The organism is Streptomyces lushanensis, from assembly GCF_001700515.1.
GTDB lineage: Bacteria > Actinomycetota > Actinomycetes > Streptomycetales > Streptomycetaceae > Streptomyces > Streptomyces lushanensis.
Genome location: NZ_MAUD01000040.1, coordinates 1 through 19,557, shown reverse-complemented (window position 1 = coordinate 19,557; position 19,557 = coordinate 1). Strand labels below are relative to the sequence as shown.

Genomic DNA, 19,557 nt, shown 5'->3' with positions numbered 1-19,557 from the left:
GGGCGGGCAACCGTCGCCGGTCGCGGAGCCGGCATCCGTCGCCGGTCGCGGAGCTAGCGTGGTGGTGTGACCTACTTCGACGCCGCGTCCTCCGCTCCGCTGCATCCCGTCGCCCGGCAGGCCCTCCAGGCGTCCCTCGACGAAGGCTGGGCGGATCCCGTCCGGCTCTACCGCGAGGGACGGCGGGCCGCGCTGCTGCTGGACGCGGCGCGGGAGGCCGCCGCGGAGGCGGTCGGCTGCCGTCCCGACGAGCTGACTTTCACTCCTTCGGGAACATACGCGGTGCATTCCGGAATGTCCGGCGCCCTCTCGGGCCGGCGCCGGGCCGGACGCCATCTCGTGGTCTCGGCGGTGGAGCACTCCTCCGTCCTGCACGCCGCGTCGGCCCATGAGGCGGCGACGGGCGGCGAGGTGGCCGAGGTGCCGGTGGACCGTTACGGAGCGGTGGAGCCCGAGGAGTACGCCAAGGCCCTGCGCGAGGACACGGCGCTGGCCTGTCTCCAGTCGGCGAACCACGAGGTGGGCACGGAGCAGCCGGTGGCCGCGGTGGCCGAGGCCTGCCGGACCCTGGGGGTCCCGCTGCTGGTGGACGCGGCGCAGTCGCTGGGCTGGGGCCCGGTGGAGGGCGCCTGGTCGCTGCTGACGGCGAGCGCGCACAAGTGGGGCGGTCCGGCGGGCGTCGGGCTGCTCGCCGTACGCAAGGGGGTCCGGTTCGCGCCTCGGGGCCCCGCAGATGAACGGGAGTCGGGACGCGCGCCGGGCTTCCAGAACATCCCGGCGATCGTGGCGGCGGCGGCCTCGCTACGGGCGGTGCGCGCGGAGGCGGCCGAGGAGGCGGTACGGCTGCGTGCGCTGGTGGACCGGATCAGGGCGCGGGTGCCCGAACTGGTGCCGGACGTCGAGGTCGTGGGCGATCCGGAGCACCGTCTCCCCCATCTCGTCACCTTCTCCTGTCTCTATGTCGACGGAGAGGCGCTGCTGCACGAGCTGGACCGCGCGGACTTCTCCGTCTCCTCGGGCTCGTCCTGTACGAGCAGCACGCTGACCCCGAGCCATGTACTGCGGGCGATGGGAGTGCTGTCGGAGGGCAATGTCCGGATCTCGCTCCCGCCCGGTACGCCGGAGGGGGAGGTGGACCGGTTCCTGGAGGTGCTGCCCGGGGCGGTGTCGGGGGTACGCGAACGGCTCGGCGCGCCGCGCTCCCCCGCCGGTTCCGGCGGGACTCCGGCGCTGGTGGTCGACGCGCTCGGCAGGCGGTGCCCGATCCCGGTGATCGAGCTGGCCAAGATCTTCGGCGAGGTGCCGGTGGGCGGGACGGTGACGGTCCTGTCGGACGACGAGGCGGCGCGGCTGGACATTCCCGCGTGGTGCGAGATGCGCGGACAGGAGTATCTCGGTGAGCGGCCGGCGGACCACGGTGTCGCCCATGTGGTCCGCCGGATCTCGTAGCACGGCCCCGACCGGCCCGGCCGGACGGGCCCTGCCCCTGCCTCCGGCCCCGACCGTACGTGGCCCCGGCCCGGCCTAGGCGGGCGTCGCGTCGGGCACGGTCGTCTCGGGCAGGTGCGCCTGGACCTCGGCCGCCGCGTCGTGCCCGTACGCCTTGGTGAAGCGCTCCATGAAGTGGTTCCTGCGCAGGGTGTACTCCTGCGTGCCCACCGTCTCGATGACCAGGGTCGCGAGCATGCAGCCGACCTGGGCCGCGCGCTCCAGCCCGACGCCCCAGGAGAGTCCGGAGAGGAAACCGGCGCGGAAGGCGTCACCGACGCCCGTCGGGTCGGCCTTGGTCTCCTCCTCCGGGCAGCCGACCACGATCGGCTCCTCGCCGTCCCGGTCGATACGGACGCCGCGCTTGCCGAGAGTTGTCACCCGGTGGCCGACCCTGGAGAGGATCTCGGCGTCGCTCCAGCCGGTCTTGGACTCGATGAGTCCCTTCTCGTACTCGTTGGAGAAGAGATAGGTCGCGCCGTCGAGCAGCGTACGGATCTCCTCGCCCTCCATCCGCGCGATCTGCTGGGAGAAGTCGGCGGCGAACGGGATGGCGCGAGTACGGCACTCCTCGGTGTGACGGAGCATGCCCTCGGGGTCGTCCGCGCCGATCAGCACCAGGTCGAGTCCGCCGACGCGGTCGGCGACCTTCTTGAGCTCGATCTGGCGCGCCTCGCTCATCGCGCCCGCGTAGAAGGAGCCGATCTGGTTGTGGTCGGAGTCCGTGGTGCAGACGAACCGGGCCGTGTGCAGGACCTCGGAGATCCGGACCGAGTCCGTGTCCACTCCATGGCGGTTGAGCCACGCGCGGTACTCGTCGAAGTCCGCGCCGGCCGCGCCGACCAGGAGCGGGCGGGTGCCGAGCTGGCCCATGCCGAAGCAGATGTTCGCCCCGACACCTCCCCGGCGCACCTCAAGGTTGTCGACGAGGAAGGAGAGGGAGACCGTGTGGAGCTGCTCGGCGACCAGCTGGTCGGCGAAGCGGCCGGGAAAGGTCATCAGATGGTCGGTGGCGATGGAGCCGGTGACTGCGATTCGCACGGCGTGAACGCTCCTGATGAAGGAGAACGGTTGACGGTTCACGCTACCGGTTCGGGCGGCGCCCCACCTAAGGTCTGCCGAAGGTCTGAATCTACCCGATAGTAGGTCTTTCCTCATGAGCCGGACGGTGCGTACGGTGCCCCTGGACCGCTTCTACAGCGCTTCTGGACCACATCACACCGCTCCGCGCAGGGAACCGGGCGCTCCTCGCTTCCGTCCCACCGATGTCATTCGGGGGAACGCGGTCGAAGGAGAACAGCGGTGACCAGTACGGAGCGTCCGGAAAACAGCACGAACCGCCCGCGTCGGCGGCGTTCTCCGCTCGTCGCCGCGGTGGCGGCGGCGGTACTGATCGCCGGAGGTGGTGGCGCGTACTTCGCCACGAGCGCCTTCGGCGGCAGCGGCGCGGACGACACGGGCGGCGGGAGCGGTACGCCGGGAGGCGACCGCATCCCGCCGCCGGTCGCCGGCACGCCGCCACCGCTCGGCATCGCGCCGGGCGAGCCCGATCCACGCGGATTCACCTACCGCGCCAAGGGCGAACTGCCCGACGGCCCCCGTACGGCCCGGGTCCACCGGGTGGACGGAGCGGTCACCGCCAACGAGGTGGCCCGGCTGGCCGAGGCGCTCGGGGTGGCGGGCACACCGCGTTCCGACGGCATGTACTGGAAGGCCGGTACGGACAAGGACGGTTCGGGACCGCTGCTCCGTGTCACCAAGCAGGCGCCGGGGACATGGACCTTCGACCGCTTCGGCCCCGCCGGGGCGGGCAGCGACAACTGCCTCAAGGGCAAGAGCTGCCCGAGCGTCGGCGGTACGGGCGCCGGCGCGGGCGGTGCCGTGAGCGAGGCGGCGGCGAAGCGGGCGGCGGCTCCGGTGCTCAAGGCGCTGGGCCAGGGCGACGCGGATCTCGATGCCACTCAACTGATGGGCGCGGTACGGGTGGTGAACGCGGATCCGGTGGTCGGCGGGCTGCCCACCTACGGCTGGTCGACCTCCGTCCAGATCGGCGCGGACGGCCATGTGGTCAACGGCGTGGGCCAGTTGACGGCGCCGGAGCCGGGCCGGACGTATCCGGTGATCGCCGCGGCCGAGGCGCTCAAGGAGCTGAACAAGGCGTCCGCCGACCTCGGTGGCGGTGGACCGGCCGCCGACTGCGCCACCGCGATGCCGCTGGAGGACGGGAAGGCGGCGGACCGGTGCGAGCCGCCGGTGCCGGCCGGCGCGAAGCCGGTGGAGATCGACGGGGCGGTCTTCGGTCTGGCGCTGCGGACGCTGGAGGGCGGCGGAGCGCTCGTACCGGCCTGGTTGTTCGAGGTGGCGCCCGGTGGCGGCGCTCCGTCGCAGACGCTCGTCCAGCTCGCGACGGCCCCGGAGTCCCTGGCGAGGAGCGAGCCGCCGTCGGCGCCGGAGCCGGAGCAGAGCGACCCGGGCCTGATGTCGTACCGCGTGGACGGCCAAACGCTGGCCCTGCGCTTCATGGGCGGCGTGTGCGGGACGTACACGGCGCACGCGGACGAGAGCGGCACGGCCGTCAAGGTGCGGATCTCCCACTCGGATTCCGGCCCGGACCAGGTCTGTGTGGCGATGGCCAGGACGCAGACCGCGAAGGTGACGCTGGAAAGGCCGCTGGACGGGCGCCGGGTGGTCGACGCGGAGACGGGCAAGCGCGTACCGCTCGGCTAGGGGTCCGAAGGCGTGCGTGTCCCACCGGGCACGCACAGGGAAGGCGGCGGGCCCGAGGGGGGACCGCCGCCTTCCTCTGTCTTGCTCGCTCGGCCTGCTCGCTCGGCCTGGGCCGGGCGCCTGGGCCCTAGCTGAACGAGTCGCCGCAGGCGCAGGAGCCCGTCGCGTTCGGGTTGTCGATCGTGAAGCCCTGCTTCTCGATGGTGTCGACGAAGTCGATGGAGGCGCCACCGAGGTACGGAGCGCTCATCCGGTCGGTGACGACCTTGACCCCGCCGAACTCCTTGACGACGTCGCCGTCGAGCGAGCGCTCGTCGAAGAAGAGCTGGTAACGCAGGCCGGAGCAGCCGCCGGGCTGAACGGCGACCCGCAGTGCGAGGTCGTCCCGGCCTTCCTGGTCCAGCAGGGCCTTGACCTTGCCCGCGGCGGCGTCGGACAGGAGGATGCCGTCGCTCACGGTGGTGGTGTCGTCCGATACGGACATCTGCTTCTCTCCCGGGTTGTACGGACTGCTTGCCGACAGTTCAACCGGCTGGGCCGCGGATTCATTCCGGGCGCTGGCTCGTGTCTTTTGCCTTCTTCATGCTCGCACACCGGCTCCCGAATCGTCAGCGGGCGGCCTTGCCTGGAATGCGTCACATCGACGCTATCGCCATCGTCAAAGTGACGTGAATCAGGTTATGATAGATAACGTCAAATAGACGAAAAGGCTTCGCAGACTCGTTCGCAGAGAAGAAAGGGTGCGTGACGTGACCACCGCCCAGACCCGACAGGATCTCGCTGTCCAGCCGACACCGCTCGCCCTGCTGCTGCTCGGCCGCGAGGCCGATCCGCGCAGCGAACGGGGCGTGGAGTGTCCCGGCGATCTGCCCTCCCCGTCCGACCCGGACCTGGTGGAGCGTGCCCGCGCGGCCAAGGAGAAGCTCGGGGACAAGGTCTTCGTCCTCGGCCACCACTACCAGCGTGACGAGGTCATCCAGTTCGCGGATGTCACCGGTGACTCCTTCAAGCTCGCCAGGGACGCGGCGGCGCGGCCCGACGCCGAGTACATCGTCTTCTGCGGTGTGCACTTCATGGCCGAGTCGGCGGACATCCTCACCTCCGACGACCAGAAGGTCGTCCTGCCCGATCTGGCCGCCGGCTGCTCCATGGCCGACATGGCCACGGCCGAGCAGGTCGCGGAGTGCTGGGACGTACTGACCGAGGCCGGGGTGGCCGAGCGGGTCGTGCCCGTCTCGTACATGAACTCCTCGGCCGACATCAAGGCCTTCACCGGCAAGCACGGCGGCACGATCTGCACGTCCTCGAACGCCGAGCGCGCGCTGAACTGGGCCTTCGAGCAGGGCGACAAGGTGCTCTTCCTGCCCGACCAGCACCTCGGGCGCAACACCGCGGTGCGGGAGCTCGGGCTGTCCCTGGAGGACTGCGTCCTCTACAACCCGCACAAGCCGAACGGCGGTCTGACGACCCAGCAGCTGCGGGACGCGAAGATGATCCTGTGGCGCGGGCACTGCTCGGTCCACGGACGCTTCTCGCTGGACTCCGTCCAGGAGGTACGGGAGCGGCTCCCGGGAGTGAACGTCCTGGTGCATCCCGAGTGCAAGCACGAGGTGGTGGCGGCGGCGGACCACGTCGGCTCGACCGAATACATCATCAAGACGCTGGAGGCGGCGCCCGCGGGCTCCACCTGGGCGGTCGGCACCGAGCTGAATCTGGTCCAGCGGCTGGCGAACCGTTTCGCCGCGCAGGACAAGAAGATCGTCTTCCTCGACAGGACCGTCTGCTTCTGCTCGACCATGAACCGTATAGATCTGCCGCACCTCGTCTGGACGCTGGAGTCACTGGCCGAGGGCAACGAGGTCAACCGCATCCAGGTCGACAAGGAGACCGCGGACTTCGCGCAGCTGGCGCTGGAGCGGATGCTGGCGCTGCCGCAGGGGTGAGGGGGCGGGCGTGGCGCCCTCCGGCGGCACACCCCCGCGCCCTTCCTCCTCCCCCTGGCCCCGGGCCGGTCCGGCCCGCCCGGTGCCACGGGGCGGCACTCGTCAGTGGCGCGGCGCGTGGTACGCCTTCGGCAGGCGCATACCGCGCTCCGCCATGATGTCGCGCACGCGGTCCGGATAGTCGGTGATGATGCCGTCGATGCCCATGTCCATGAGCGCCTCGATCGTGGCGGGATCGTCACACGTCCACGGGATGACCTTCAGACCGCGCTTGTGGGCGTCGGAGATCATCTTCCTGTCCGGGTAGAAGCGGAAGTTCGGGTCCGCGATCGTGCCGTTCTGCGGGAAGCCGTAGTTCGGGGAGAGCGCGGTGACACCGCGGATGGCGGACGCGGCCTTGACGAAGTCGCCGTCGTAGTCGTCGGCGTCGATGCCGCCGAGCCACGGGGAGGCGCCCGGCTTGCCGACCTGGAGGAAGTCGTAGTTGGTCAGCGCCACCAGCGGGTACTTCGGCGCCAGCCTGTGCATCTCCTTCAGCGCGCCCCAGTCGAACGACTGGATGGTGACCTGCTTCTCGATGCCCGAGCGGTGGATCTCCTCGTAGACACGGCGGACGAACAGCTCGCGCGGAGCGGTCTGTTCGGGCGCGCCGGCCTCCACCTTGGTCTCGATGTTCAGCTTGACCTGCTTGGCCTTGTAGCTCTTGACCAGATCGAGGACGTCCTTCAGCTCCACCATCCGGAAGCCCTTGATCTGCTCCTGCTCGGGGTAGCCGGGCAACTGCTGGTAGCCGCAGTCCATGGTCCTGATCTGGGCCAGGGTCAGGTCCTTGATGTACTTCCCGACGTACGGGTACATCGGGTCACCCGGCGTGACCGGCGCGGTGTCCTTGCACTTCTGGGCACTGATCTGCCGGTCGTGGTTGACGACGACCTTCCGGTCCTTGGTGACATGGGTGTCCAGTTCCAGGGTGGTCACCCCGAGGCGCAGCGCCTTGCCGAAACCCTCCAGGGACTCCTCCGTGGTCAGGCCGAGGCCGCCGCGGTGGGCCTGCAGGTCGAAGTGGGTCTTCCGGGGCGGTATGTGGTCTCCGTGGCCGTGGGCCGTGGTCGCCTGGGCGGTCGCCGGGAGGGCGAGCGCCGGCACGACGGCCAGGGCAGCGAATGCATGCCAGAGGGACATCTGAACCTTCTCTGCTTCGGCTGAATTGGACTTGTGGACGCTAAGTCACAGGTCCAGCGCGTACGAAGCCCGGACATGAGGGGATCGTGAACGCCGGTGCAACGATCCTTACCCAGAAAAAGCCGTCGCCCCGGAGCGGCCCGCGCATCGCGGGTGCTCCGGGGCGAACAGCGTTGGACCTCAGATGCCGGCCGCCGGCTGCCGGGCGCCACCTGACAGGTGCCGGGCGTCTGCGGCCCGATCTCGCGTCAGTCGTCAGACACCGGCCGGTTCCGGGTCCGGAGCGGGCTCGGTTGCCCGGGTGCCGCCGGACCTCGCCTGCCGCTTCGCCGCCTTCTTCTTCGCACGGCGCTCCTTGCGCAGCTCGACCATGGCGTAGAGCGTCGGTACGAGCAGCAGCGTCAGCAGGGTCGAGGAGACCAGACCGCCGATCACCACGACCGCGAGCGGCTGGGCGATGAACCCGCCCTCGCCCGTGACGCCCAGCGCCATCGGCAGCAGCGCGAAGATGGTCGCCAGGGCCGTCATCAGGATCGGGCGGAGCCGGTGACGGCCGCCCTCGACGACCGCCTCGACCACGCTCAGGCCCTGCCTGCGGTACTGGTTGATCAGGTCGATCAGCACGATCGCGTTGGTCACCACGATGCCGATCAGCATCAGCATGCCGATCATCGCCGGGACGCCCATCGGCGTACCGGTCACGATCAGCAGCCCGAGCGCGCCCGTGGCCGCGAACGGGATCGAGACCAGCAGGATCAGCGGCTGGATCAGCGAGCGGAAGGTCGCGACCAGCAGCATGAAGACGATCGCGATGGCCGCGAGCATGGCCAGACCGAGCTGGACGAACGCGTCGCCCTGGTCCTGCGAGACGCCGCCGATGGACGCGGTCGCGCCCTCCGGCAGATCGAGCGCGTCGATCTTCGACTGGAGCGAGGCGCTGACCGCGCCGGTGTTGTCACCGGTGGGCCTGGCCGTGACCGTCGCCGCACGCGAGCCGTCGATCCGTGTCATCGAGACCGGTCCGGGAACCAGCTTCACATCGGCGATCTGACCGAGCTTGACCGGCCCGAGCGGCAGGTTCTTCAGCTCGGCGATCGTCTTGGCCGGCTTGGCGGAGGTGATGACGATGTCACGCTCGGTGTCGTCGAGGATCGCCTTGCCGGAGGCCGTGCCGCGTACGGCCTGGCCGACGGCGAGGCCCAGGGTGGCGTCGCTGAATCCGGCGTCCGCGGCCTTGGAGTTGGCCGTGACCGAGATGCGCGGGACGCTCTGCGACAGATCGCTCTGGACGTCGGTGACGTCCTTGAGGTCCGCGACGGCGTCCCGTACCTCGTCCGCCGCCGTGCGCAGCGTGCCGGCGTCGGCGGCCTTGACCACGACGCTCAGATCCTGGCTGCCGAAGCCGTCGCCCGCCGAGATCGTCGTCTCGCCGATGCCGTCGAGCCCGGCCAGCTCCTTCTCGATCCGGTCCTGCGTCTTGTCGAACGACGCGTTGTCGTCCAGGGTCACCTGGTACGACGCCTGGTTGGCGCCCGTACCGCCGCCGAAGGCCGCCATGAAGCCGGAGGAGCCGACGGTGACCTGGTAGTCCTTGATCTCGTCGATACCGGCGAGAACCGTCTCGACCTTCTTCGCGGAGGCGTCGGCCGCCTCCAGGCTGGTGCCGGGGGCCAGCTCCTGCTTGATGGAGAGGACCTCCTGCTCGCCCTGGTCGAAGAAGTTGGTCTTGAGCAGCGGGGCCATGCCGAAGGTGGCGAGCAGGACCACGGCCGCGATGCCCACACTGGTGAGCCGGCGGCGGGTCGCGAAGCGCAGCACCGGCACATAGAGGCGCTGGAGCCGGCTGCGGGCCTCCTTCTCCTCGGCCTGGCGGCGTGCCTCCTCCGCGCCGACGCCCTCGGTCTCCTTGGGCGCGCGCAGGAACCAGTACGAGAGCACCGGCACCACGGTCAGCGAGACCAGAAGCGAGGCGAGCAGCGCCGCCGTCACCGTCAGCGAGAAGGAGCCGAACAGCTCGCCGACCATGCCGCCCACCAGACCGATCGGCAGGAACACCGCGACGGTGGTGAGGGTGGACGAGGTGACCGCGCCCGCGACCTCCTTGACGGCGGTGAGGATGGCGCTCTCGCGCTCCTCGCCGTAGCCGAGGTGCCGCTTGATGTTCTCCAGGACGACGATCGAGTCGTCGACGACCCGGCCGATCGCGATGGTCAGCGCGCCGAGCGTGAGCATGTTGAGCGAGAGGTCACGCGTCCACAGCACGATCAGCGCCAGCACGACGGAGAGCGGGATGGAGACGGCGGTGACCAGCGTGGAGCGGATCGAGGCCAGGAAGACCAGGATCACGACCACGGCGAAGAGCAGACCGAGCGCGCCCTCGGTGGTCAGTCCGGAGATCGACTTGGAGACGGCCGGGCCCTGGTCGCTGACGACGGTGAGGGTGGCGCCGGAGCCGAGGTCCTTGCGGAGGTCGGACAGCTTGTCCTGGACCGCGTCGGAGATGGCGACGGCGCTGCCGTCGTTGTCCATGGTGGCCATGACCGCGAGGCTGGGCTTGCCGTTCGTGCGCGTCAGGGACGTGGCGGCGGACGGCGTCTGCTCGACGGTGGCGATGTCACCGAGGCGTACGGGCTTCGCGGGCCCGGCGCCCTGGCCGCCCTGGGGGATGATCCGCAGGTCCTGGATCTGCTTGAGCGAGGTGAATCCGCCGCCGACCTGGACCGTACGGCTCTTGCCCTCCTCGGAGAACGAACCCGCGGGGATCGCGGCGCCGTTCGTCCTGAGCGCCTCGGAGAGGGCCATGGTGTTCAGACCGGCCGCGGCGAGCTTCTTGTCGTCGGGGGTGACGGAGACCTGGAGGTCACGGACACCGTCGATGGTGACCTGTCCGACACCGTCGATGTCCTCCAGGGACGGTACGACCGTGCGCTCCAGCTGGTCGGCGAGCGCCTGCTGGTCCTTGTCGGAGGTGACGGCGAGGACGACGGTCGGGATGTCGTCGGTCGAGCCGGCCACGACCTGCGGGTCGACCTCGCCCGGAAGCTGGGCGCGGGCGCGGTTCACGGCCTGCTGGACATCGGCGACGAGCTGCTTGGTGCCCTCGCTCCCGAAGTCGAAGCTGGCCATGATCAGGGCGTTGCCCTCGCTGGCCGTGGAGGTGATGCCGCTGATGCCGTCGACGCCCTTGAGGGAGTTCTCCAGCGGTTCGACGACCTGCTTCTCGACCACATCGGGTGAGGCGCCCTGGTACGGCGCGAGCACCGAGACCATCGGGAGTTCGATGGAGGGCAGGAGCTGCTGCTTGAGCTGCGGTATCGCGATCGCTCCGAAGACGATCGCGATGATCGACATCAGCCCTATCAGGGCCCGTTGCGCGAGGCTGAATCTGGACAGCCAGGACATTGGGGTCTCTCTTCTGTGGTGTACGCGGCAGGTTGGCGCGGCGACCCGTCTCCGGGTGGCCCGTCCCTGGGCTGTCCGGCTACGGGTCGCCCGTCGACGGAGGAATGCGGAAGGGATGCGAAAGGGAAACGCCTGGGATTACGGCCCCTCTATACGATCTGCCATCCGGAGGGGTGGATGCGTAGGCCCCAGGTCCATTTCCTTATCCGCCGCATACCGCGCCTGGAGTACGCGAGGGTGGGCCTTCACTCCACCCTTGGACGTACCAGGCCCGATTCGTACGCGATGACCACCAATTGAGCACGATCGCGGGCGCCGAGTTTTGCCATGGCACGGTTCACATGGGTCTTGACAGTCAGCGGGCTGACCACCAGACGCTCCGCGATCTCGTCGTTGGAGTGGCCGCCCGCGACCAGGACGAGGACCTCGCGCTCGCGTCCGGTGAGGGCCGTCAGCCGCTCCGCGCCGACGGCCGGGTCCCTGCCGTCGGCCACCGTGGCGCTCTGCGCGAGGAAGGTGGCGATCAGGCCCTTGGTCGCGGCGGGCGACAGCAGGGCCTCGCCGGCGGCGGCGATCCGGATGGCGTTGAGGAGTTCCTCGGGCTCCGCGCCCTTGCCGAGGAAGCCCGAGGCCCCGGCGCGCAGCGACTGCACGACATACTCGTCGACCTCGAAGGTGGTCAGCATGACGACGCGCACCCCGGCGAGATCGGGATCGGCGCTGATCGTGCGGGTGGCGGCGAGACCGTCCGTACCGGGCATCCGGATGTCCATCAGCACCACGTCGGGCCGGGTGGAGCGGGTGAGTGCCACGGCCTGGGCCCCGTCGGCGGCCTCCGCGACGACCTCCATGTCGGGCTCCGAGTCCACCAGCACGCGGAACGCGCTGCGCAGCAGTGTCTGGTCGTCCGCGAGCAGCACTCTGATCGTCATAGGTCTGGCATGCCTTCCCCGGAATGCGCCCTGTCCCCCGCCGGGGTCTTCACGGGCAGTATCGCCTGGGTGCGGAATCCGCCGCCGTGGCGGGGTCCCGCGGTGAGGGTTCCGCCGAGCGCGGTGACGCGCTCGCGCATACCGAGCAGACCGTGGCCGCCTCCGTCGGCGGGCTCGCCCGTGCCCTCGCCGTCGTCCAGCACCGTTATCTCCACGGTGGTGCCCACCCGTACGACACTGACCTCGGCCTTGGCTCCGGGGCCCGCGTGCTTGCGCACATTGGTCAGGGCCTCCTGGACGATCCGGTACGCGGCGAGGTCGACGGCGGCCGGGAGCCGGGCGGGATGTCCTGTGCCGTCCGCGGCGAACCGTACGGGCAGTCCCGCGTTGCGGAAGGTGTCGAGGAGCCCGTCGAGATGCTGGAGGCCCGGGGCCGGTTCCGTGGGGGCCGCGGGGTCGCCGGACTGCCGGAGCAGCCCGACGGTGGCCCGCAGTTCGCTGAGCGCGGAGCGGCTGGCCTCCCGTACGTGCGCGAGGGCCTCCTTGGCCTGGTCGGGACGCCTGTCCATGACGTGCGAGGCGACACCGGCCTGCACGTTGACCAGCGCGATGTGATGGGCGACGACATCGTGCAGATCGCGGGCGATCCGCAGCCGCTCCTCGGCGACCCGGCGGCGGGCCTCCTCCTCACGGGTGCGTTCGGCGCGCTCGGCGCGCTCGCGTATGGCGTGGATGAAGGCGCGGCGGCTGCGTACGGCATCGCCCGCGGCGCCCGCCATCCCCGTCCAGGCGAAGATCACCAGATTCTCCTGGGCGTACCAGACTCCGGCGCTGAAGACCATGGCGACCGCGGTGAGCACCGCCATGGTCGCGATCCCGACCCGCCAGGTGGTGGACCGGTCGGTGTGCGCGGCGACCGTGTAGAGGGCGATGACGGTACCGAGGACGACGGGCGCGGGAGGCTGGACCACCATCAGTTCGAGGACGGTCGTGGCGCCGGTGCACAGCAGTACGGGCATGGGCGCGCGGCGGCGGAAGACGAGCGCGCCCGCGGCGAGCACCATCAGGACGACGCTGAGGGCACCGGGTGTACGGGTGCCGAACTCCGGGCCGTCGTGGCCGCCGGGCGGTCCCGCGAACGAGCCGACGACCATGCAGACAAGGGCGGCGGCGGCGAGGGCCCCGTCGGACGCGAGGGTGTGCGCGCGTGTCCAGCACTGCGTCCGCGCGACCGCGGTTCCGAGGGATGTCACGTCAAGCAACGGTACGGGGCGCCGTCAACCGCACGGGGCACCGGCCGGAGGGCCGAGGACGGCGAGTGCCCCGCGCCGTGGCCGGCGCGGGGCACTTGGAGTCGCGGGAGTCGGAGTCACTGGAGGGCGAGGGTCGGGAAGGTGCCGGGGCGAGGGTCCGGCCCGGGAGACCGGACGGAGGGGATCAGGGCCGGACCGAAGGGATCAGGCCCTCGTCGTCGAGCATCGCGCGGACCTCCTCCAAGGTCGCGCCCGGCGCGGGCAGGATCAGGTCGGACGGCTCCAGTGCGTCGTCCGGCAGCGGCTCGCCGAGCTCGCGCACCTTGGCCAGGAGGGCGTGGAAGGTACGGCCGAAGCCGTCCTCGTCGCCGCCCCTGACCTCGGCGAGCAGTTCGTCGTCGAGCGTTTCCAGTTCGGCGAAGTGGCTGTCCGCCAGCTTCACCTGGCCCTCCCCCATGATCCGTACGATCATGACGAGTCCCTACTGCTCGGTCCCTACCGTCGGGACGGCCGGATCACTGCTTGTCGTACTTGCGCAGATTCGGAGGGGCGTCCTGCGCCTCGGCGGAACCGGACTCGATCGCCTGCTTCGGCGCCGAACCGCCCGCCAGCTCCGCCTTCATCCGCTGGAGCTCCAGCTCGACATCCGTACCACCGGAGATCCGGTCCAGCTCGGCGGCGATGTCGTCCTTCGCCATCCCGGAGTGGTCGTCCAGCGCGCCGGAGGCCAGCAGCTCGTCGATCGCGCCGGCCCGCGCCTGGAGCTGCGCGGTCTTGTCCTCCGCCCGCTGGATCGCCATGCCGACATCGCCCATCTCCTCGGAGATGCCCGAGAAGGCCTCCCCGATCCGGGTCTGGGCCTGCGCCGCGGTGTAGGTGGCCTTGATGGTCTCCTTCTTCGTGCGGAAGGCGTCGACCTTGGTCTGGAGGCGCTGCGCGGCGAGCGTCAGCTTCTCCTCCTCGCCCTGCAAGGTCTGGTGCTGGGTCTCCAGGTCGGTCACCTGCTGCTGGAGCGCGGCACGGCGGGAGAGCGCCTCGCGCGCCAGATCCTCCCGGCCGAGCGCCAGCGCCTTGCGGCCCTGCTCCTCCAGCTTGGTCGACTGGCCCTGCAACTGGTTGAGCTGCAATTCCAGCCGCTTGCGGGACGTCGCCACGTCGGCGACCCCGCGGCGTACCTTCTGGAGCAGCTCAAGCTGCTTCTGGTACGAGTAGTCAAGGGTCTCGCGCGGATCCTCGGCCCGGTCGAGGGCCTTGTTCGCCTTCGCGCGGAAGATCATCCCCATACGTTTCATGACACCGCTCATGGGCTTCGCGCGCCCCCTTCTGACGGACTCCGCTTCCAGCACTCCAACAGAACCCACAGTACGGGCCCTGCCTCTATTACCGCACTGTTCGAGTGCGGATGCGCTCCTCCCCAAGGACGACTGCTCCCCGCCCCCGCTCCGGCGCAAGGAGTAGATGACCATCAGGGACGAGCGGGGATCGCGTCCCCTCTGTCCCGGTACGGTCGCACTGTCCTGCGTAAGGACGCGGGCCGTTGCGGGATCGTTCCCCGGCGGGGTGGGGTCCAACCACGACAGCCCGTACCCTTGGGCTTTGTGTTCCGTAGCCGTTCCAAAGAAGAGAAGGCCCCCGCCACCCAGGTGACGCCGGACTCCTCCACGCAGCCCCGCGACCCGCAGGCCCCCAAGGGCCGCCCGACTCCCAAGCGCAGTGAGGCGCAGACGCAGCGGCGTCGTGCCTCCACGACGCCGACCGACCGCAAGACGGCGATGAAGCGCCAGCGCGAGGCGCGCCGCGTGGACATGGCCCGGCAGCGCGAGGCGCTGGCCAGCGGTGACGAGCGCTTCCTGCCCGCCCGCGACAAGGGCCCGGTGCGCCGCTTCGTGCGCGACTATGTGGACTCCCGGTTCTGCATGGCGGAGTTCTTCCTGCCGCTCGCCGTGGTGATCCTCGTCCTGAGCATGGTCAGGGTCGGCCAGCTCCAGAACATCGCGCTGCTGCTGTGGCTGTTCGTCATCGTGCTGATCGTGGTGGACTCGGTCGGCATCTGGTTCCGGCTGCGCAAGCAGCTCGCCGAGCGCTTCCCGGACACGCCCAAGCGCGGTGCCGTGGCCTACGGCCTGATGCGTACGCTCCAGATGCGCCGACTCCGGCTGCCCAAGCCGCAGGTCAAGCGCGGAGAGCGGCCCTGAGCGCGGAGATTCCCGGTTTCGCCGGCGGTTCGGCGAACTGGCTCGCCGAGCTGGGCGGACTGCGCAACGTCGTACGGCAGGAGCTGGTCGCGCGCCAGCTCGACGAGCAGATAGCCGGCCGCTTCCCGGTGGGACAGCGGCTGCGTGTCCTGGACGTCGGGGCGGGCCAGGGCACCCAGGCCCTGCGGCTGGCGCGGGCGGGACACACGGTGACCGGACTGGAGTCCGACGCCGGGATGCTCGCCAGGGCGCGGGAGACCCTCGCCGATGAGCCCGCGGGCATACAGGAGCGGGTCCGGCTGGTCGAGGGCGACGGTCTGGAGACCGGCGTCCACTTCCTGCCCGGCAGTTTCGACGTGGTGCTCTGCCACGGTGTGCTGATGTATGTCGGCGAGCCGGACGCGATGCTCGCGGGCCTGGCCAGAATGCTGGCGCCGGGCGGTCTGCTCTCCCTGCTCGTGCGGAACGGGGACGCGCTGGCGCTGCGGCCGGGGCTGGCCGGGGACTGGCCGGGCGCGCTGGAGTCCTTCGAGGCGGACACGTACACCAACCGGCTGGGGCTGCGGGTGCGCGCGGACCGGCTGGACCGGCTGACCGCGACGCTGGCGGGGATCGCGGCGCCCCTGCACGCCTGGTACGGCGTGCGGGTCTTCACGGACGGAGCGCCGGACGGAGCGGAACCGCCGGACGGCGAGGAACTGGACCGGCTGCTGGCGGCGGAGGACCGGGCGGGGCGTACGGAACCGTACCGCCGGGTCGCCGCGCTGCTGCATCTGTGCGGGGTGCGCGGCTGATGTGTGAAGTGCGCGGCTGAGTCAGGCGACGGGGCCCGTGCCGCGTCCTCACGAAGGTGACCAGTGTGGAGAACGGCGGCAGAGCCGATGGCGCGCGCGAGAGCCCGCGGGAACGTACGGAACACACGGGCGGGAGGGACGCGGCGGCACCGACGGCCCCGGGCGACGGCCCGACAGCCCTGACGGCCCCGGGCACGTCGGCGACGGCGGTCGCCCCGGCGGCACCGGGCCTCGTCAAGGCACCGGGCGCCTCGGGCGCTCCCGCACAATCGGGCCCTCCCGCACAATCGGGCGCTCGCGGACGTCCTGGCCCTCCCGGAGATCCGGCCGACGCGAAGGAAGCCCCGGAAGGCGCGCCGGAGACGCCCGGGCTCTCCGCCGGGGAGACCTGGCGTGCCCTGTACCGGCACTTCCGCCCGCACCGCCGGGTCGTCGCCCTCGGCGGCCTCCTCGCGCTGATCGGCGCCGCGACCGGACTGGCCCAGCCGCTCGCCGCCAAGGCCCTGGTGGACCGGCTCGGTGACGACGGCTCGATCACCGGGATCCTGCTGCTGCTCACCGCCCTGGTGGTGGCCGGCACGGCGATCGAGGCGGTCGCCTCGTATCTGCTGGAGCGGACCGCGGAGTCCGTCGTCCTCGCCGCCCGCCGCACCCTGATCGGACGGCTGCTGCGGCTGCGGCTGCCCGAGGTGGAGCGGACCCAGCCGGGCGATCTGATGTCCCGCGTCACCTCGGACACCACTCTGCTGCGCGCGGTGACGACCCGGTCGATCGTCTCCGCGGCCACCGGCGGTCTCACCTTCCTGGCGACGATCGCGCTGATGGGCGTGATGGACGCGGTGCTGCTCGGCGTCACGCTCGGGGTGATCGTGCTGATCGGCGGCGCCGTCGCCCTGGTGATGCCGAAGATCGCGCAGGCGACACGGCGTTCGCAGGAGGCGGTCGGCGAGATATCCACGGTGCTGGAGCGTGCCTTCGGCGCGTTCCGTACGCTCAAGGCCTCCGGCGCCGAGGACCGGGAGAGCGCCGTGGTGGCCGCGGCGGCCGAGCGGGCCTGGCAGCACGGCGTACGGTCCGCCAAGTGGCAGTCGGTCGCCGGGTCCTCGGTGGGACTGGCCGTACAGGTGTCGTTCCTGGCGGTGCTCGGCATCGGCGGCGCCCGGGTCGCCTCGGGGGCCATCACCGTCTCCACGCTCGTCGCCTTCCTGCTCTACCTGTTCTTCCTGATCGACCCGGTGTCGAAGCTGGTCGAGGCGGTCACGCAGTACCAGGTGGGATCGGCGGCCGTCGCCCGGATCGAGGAGGCGGAGCGGCTGGAGACGGAGACACTGGAGGCCGACGCGCCGCCGGGACCGGGCACACCGGCGGGTGTTGGTCCCGACCGTGGCGGCCCGGCGACGGCGGTTCCCGCGACGACGGTTCCCGCGACGGTGGTCTTCGAGGACGTCAGATTCCGCTACCGGGACGGTCTCCCGTATGTCCACCACGGTGTCTCCTTCGAGGTGCCGGGCCCGGGGATGACGGCCTTCGTCGGACCGTCGGGCGCGGGGAAGACGACGGTCTTCGGGCTGATCGAGCGGTTCTACGAGGCGAGCGGCGGCCGGGTCCTGGTCGACGGCAGGGACGTACGGGATTGGCCGCTGACCGAACTGCGCGCCGCCATCGGCTATGTCGAGCAGGACGCGCCCGTACTGGCCGGGACACTGCGCGAGAATCTGGTCTTCGCCGCGCCGGACGCCTCCGACGCGGAGATACACGAGGTGCTCGTACGGGCCAGGCTCGACGGGCTGGTGGAGCGGCTGCCGGACGGACTGGAGACACTCGTCGGCCACCGCGGCTCCAAGCTGTCGGGCGGCGAGCGCCAGCGGGTGGCGATCGCGCGGGCGCTGCTGCGCGGGCCCCGGCTGCTGCTCCTGGACGAGGCGACCTCGCAGCTCGACGCGGTCAACGAGATGGCGCTGCGGGACGCGGTGGCGGAGGCGGCCCGCAGTGTGACGGTGCTGGTGGTGGCGCACCGGCTGTCCACGGTGACACTGGCGGACCGGATCGTGGTGATGGACGCGGGCCGGGTACGGGCGGTGGGCACGCACGACGAACTGGTGGCGAACGATCCGCTCTACGGGGAGCTCGCGGCGACGCAGTTCCTGGCGGCGGCGCGCTGAGCGGAGGGCGCGCCAAGAGGAGCACGGCGAGCGGAGGGCCGCCGAGCAGAGGGCGCGCCGAGCGGTCCGCGGGCCTGCGGACCGGGTATGCGCCGATCAGGGAGTCCCGTCCGTGCCACCCCCTGATCGGCGGTGTATCACAGGCCGCCACAACAGGGCGAAAGGGATACTCCGGGCATGAATGCTTCCCTTCGCCCGCCCCGGACCGTCCGGATCCGCGCCGTCCGGATCTGCGCGGTCGCGCTCGTGGTCGCCCTGGCCGGCGGGTGCAGAGGCGCCGCGCCGGGCGCGGACGGCGCGCTGTCCGTCTCCACGACGTCCGCGGCGTCCGCGACGTCCAGTCCTCGGCCCGCCGCCACGCGGGGCTCGGCCAACAGCCTCCAGAGCGACTACGAGACCGTGATCAAGAACGTACTGCCGTCGGTCGTCCAGATCGACACGGGAAACGGTCTGGGCTCGGGCATCGTCTACGACGACAGGGGCCATATCGTCACCAACGCCCATGTGGTCGGCAAACAGCGGACGTTCGCGGTCACGGTGGCCAACAACGAGCAGCAGCTGGCGGCCCGGCTGGTCTCCAGCTTCCCGGAGCAGGACCTCGCCGTCGTCAAGCTCGACAAGATCCCGCGCGGGCTGAAGGCCGCGGCGTTCGGTGACACCTCGCAGGTCGCGGTCGGCCAGATCGTGCTGGCCATGGGGTCTCCACTGGGTCTGTCGGGCAGTGTCACCCAGGGCATCGTCTCGGCGGTCGGACGGACCGTCAGCGAGGCCGCGAGCGGCGGCGGTACGGGCGCCACGATCGCCAACATGGTCCAGACGTCGGCGGCGATCAATCCGGGCAACAGCGGTGGCGCGCTGGTCAATCTGGACAGCCAGGTGATCGGCATCCCGACACTGGCCGCGACGGACCCGCAGCTCGGCAACTCGGCCGCGCCGGGCATCGGATTCGCGATCCCGGCGTCGATGGTGCGGACCGTGGCCGACCAGATCATCAAGAACGGCAAGGTCACGGACTCGGGCCGGGCGGCCCTCGGGATCACCGGCCGTACCGTACTCGGCGCGGACTTCCAGCCGGCGGGTGTCGCGGTGGTCACGGCCACCAAGGGCGGCGCGGCCGAGAAGGCGGGCATCAGGGCCGGGGACATCATCGTCAAGATCGGCGACACCCGGATCACGACGATCACCTCGCTCGCGGAGGCGCTCGCACCGGACAAGCCGGGACAGAAGGCCAGGGTGACCTATGTCCGAGCGGGCGGGACGAAGACGGCGGAGGTCACCCTCGGGGAGATGTAGGACCCGGAAGGACGTGGGGATACGGGTACACGCTCGCCGTGCGCCGTACGGGCGCGGCCGTGTCGTACAGGCACAGCCGTGTCGCGCGGGCGCGGCCATGGCGTACGGGCGCGGCCGTGTCGCGCGGGCACGCCGTGCGGGCGGGAGGACGCCGTGCGGGCGGGAGGACGCCGTGCGGGCGGGAGG

Annotated in this window: 15 protein-coding genes; 7 read left to right on the top strand and 8 right to left on the bottom strand. The window is 70.9% G+C overall.

All coding sequences use genetic code 11. The annotated features are described in order from the left end of the window. Positions 1 to 66 precede the first annotated feature (66 nt). Entirely contained in the window at positions 67 to 1,449 is a 1,383-nt protein-coding gene (locus tag BFF77_RS03515) for a cysteine desulfurase/sulfurtransferase TusA family protein (RefSeq protein WP_066943653.1), read from the top strand. A gap of 75 nt (positions 1,450 to 1,524) precedes the next feature. On the opposite strand, the gene BFF77_RS03510 is transcribed toward BFF77_RS03515, so the two are convergent. Next, positions 1,525 to 2,529, bottom strand: coding sequence for a carbohydrate kinase family protein (locus tag BFF77_RS03510; RefSeq protein ID WP_066943652.1), 1,005 nt, complete (start codon positions 2,527 to 2,529; stop codon positions 1,525 to 1,527). Positions 2,530 to 2,790: 261 nt separating this feature from the next. On the opposite strand from BFF77_RS03510, the gene BFF77_RS03505 reads away from it, so the two are divergent. Then, positions 2,791 to 4,215 (top strand): hypothetical protein, encoded by a 1,425-nt coding sequence (locus BFF77_RS03505; protein WP_066943651.1) that lies wholly within the window; start codon positions 2,791 to 2,793, stop codon positions 4,213 to 4,215. A 127-nt stretch (positions 4,216 to 4,342) separates the two neighbouring features. On the opposite strand, the gene BFF77_RS03500 is transcribed toward BFF77_RS03505, so the two are convergent. Next, on the bottom strand, positions 4,343 to 4,699 hold the full coding sequence (locus BFF77_RS03500; RefSeq protein ID WP_066943649.1) for a HesB/IscA family protein: 357 nt from the start codon (positions 4,697 to 4,699) through the stop codon (positions 4,343 to 4,345). Positions 4,700 to 4,964: 265 nt separating this feature from the next. Between BFF77_RS03500 and nadA the strand changes: the two genes are divergently transcribed. Further along, positions 4,965 to 6,158, top strand: coding sequence for a quinolinate synthase NadA (nadA, locus tag BFF77_RS03495; protein WP_066943689.1), 1,194 nt, complete (start codon positions 4,965 to 4,967; stop codon positions 6,156 to 6,158). A 102-nt stretch (positions 6,159 to 6,260) separates the two neighbouring features. Here the strand turns inward: nadA and BFF77_RS03490 are convergent, their stop codons facing one another. From BFF77_RS03490 to BFF77_RS03465, 6 genes are all read right to left on the bottom strand, one after another. After that, positions 6,261 to 7,340 carry a glycerophosphodiester phosphodiesterase family protein gene (locus BFF77_RS03490; RefSeq protein WP_066943647.1) on the bottom strand — a complete coding sequence of 360 codons (1,080 nt, stop codon included), beginning with the start codon at positions 7,338 to 7,340 and terminating at the stop codon, positions 6,261 to 6,263. Positions 7,341 to 7,595: 255 nt separating this feature from the next. After that, positions 7,596 to 10,742 carry an efflux RND transporter permease subunit gene (locus BFF77_RS03485; RefSeq protein WP_066943645.1) on the bottom strand — a complete coding sequence of 1,049 codons (3,147 nt, stop codon included), beginning with the start codon at positions 10,740 to 10,742 and terminating at the stop codon, positions 7,596 to 7,598. A gap of 245 nt (positions 10,743 to 10,987) precedes the next feature. Further along, the gene (locus BFF77_RS03480) at positions 10,988 to 11,674 is read right to left on the bottom strand and encodes a response regulator (RefSeq protein ID WP_066943643.1); all 687 of its coding nucleotides are present in this window, start codon (positions 11,672 to 11,674) and stop codon (positions 10,988 to 10,990) included. Next, on the bottom strand, positions 11,671 to 12,927 hold the full coding sequence (locus tag BFF77_RS03475; RefSeq protein WP_066943642.1) for a sensor histidine kinase: 1,257 nt from the start codon (positions 12,925 to 12,927) through the stop codon (positions 11,671 to 11,673). Before BFF77_RS03475 ends, BFF77_RS03480 begins: the two co-directional genes overlap by 4 nt. A 184-nt stretch (positions 12,928 to 13,111) precedes the next feature. After that, positions 13,112 to 13,399 carry a PspA-associated protein PspAA gene (gene pspAA, locus BFF77_RS03470; protein WP_066943639.1) on the bottom strand — a complete coding sequence of 96 codons (288 nt, stop codon included), beginning with the start codon at positions 13,397 to 13,399 and terminating at the stop codon, positions 13,112 to 13,114. Positions 13,400 to 13,442: 43 nt separating this feature from the next. Further along, positions 13,443 to 14,231, bottom strand: a complete 789-nt coding sequence (locus BFF77_RS03465; protein ID WP_066943637.1) for a PspA/IM30 family protein — start codon at positions 14,229 to 14,231, stop codon at positions 13,443 to 13,445. A gap of 294 nt (positions 14,232 to 14,525) precedes the next feature. On the opposite strand from BFF77_RS03465, the gene BFF77_RS03460 reads away from it, so the two are divergent. The 4 genes from BFF77_RS03460 to BFF77_RS03445 all read left to right on the top strand — a co-directional run bounded on the left by BFF77_RS03460 (position 14,526) and on the right by BFF77_RS03445 (position 19,371). Beyond that, positions 14,526 to 15,122, top strand: a complete 597-nt coding sequence (locus tag BFF77_RS03460; RefSeq protein WP_066943635.1) for a DUF3043 domain-containing protein — start codon at positions 14,526 to 14,528, stop codon at positions 15,120 to 15,122. A 50-nt stretch (positions 15,123 to 15,172) separates the two neighbouring features. Continuing rightward, complete coding sequence (locus tag BFF77_RS03455) at positions 15,173 to 15,916, top strand: class I SAM-dependent methyltransferase (RefSeq protein ID WP_107422059.1); 744 nt, start codon at positions 15,173 to 15,175, stop codon at positions 15,914 to 15,916. Between the two features lie 398 nt (positions 15,917 to 16,314). Then, entirely contained in the window at positions 16,315 to 18,078 is a 1,764-nt protein-coding gene (locus BFF77_RS03450) for an ABC transporter ATP-binding protein (protein ID WP_066943687.1), read from the top strand. A gap of 177 nt (positions 18,079 to 18,255) precedes the next feature. After that, positions 18,256 to 19,371, top strand: coding sequence for a S1C family serine protease (locus BFF77_RS03445; protein WP_066943631.1), 1,116 nt, complete (start codon positions 18,256 to 18,258; stop codon positions 19,369 to 19,371). Positions 19,372 to 19,557 lie beyond the last annotated feature (186 nt).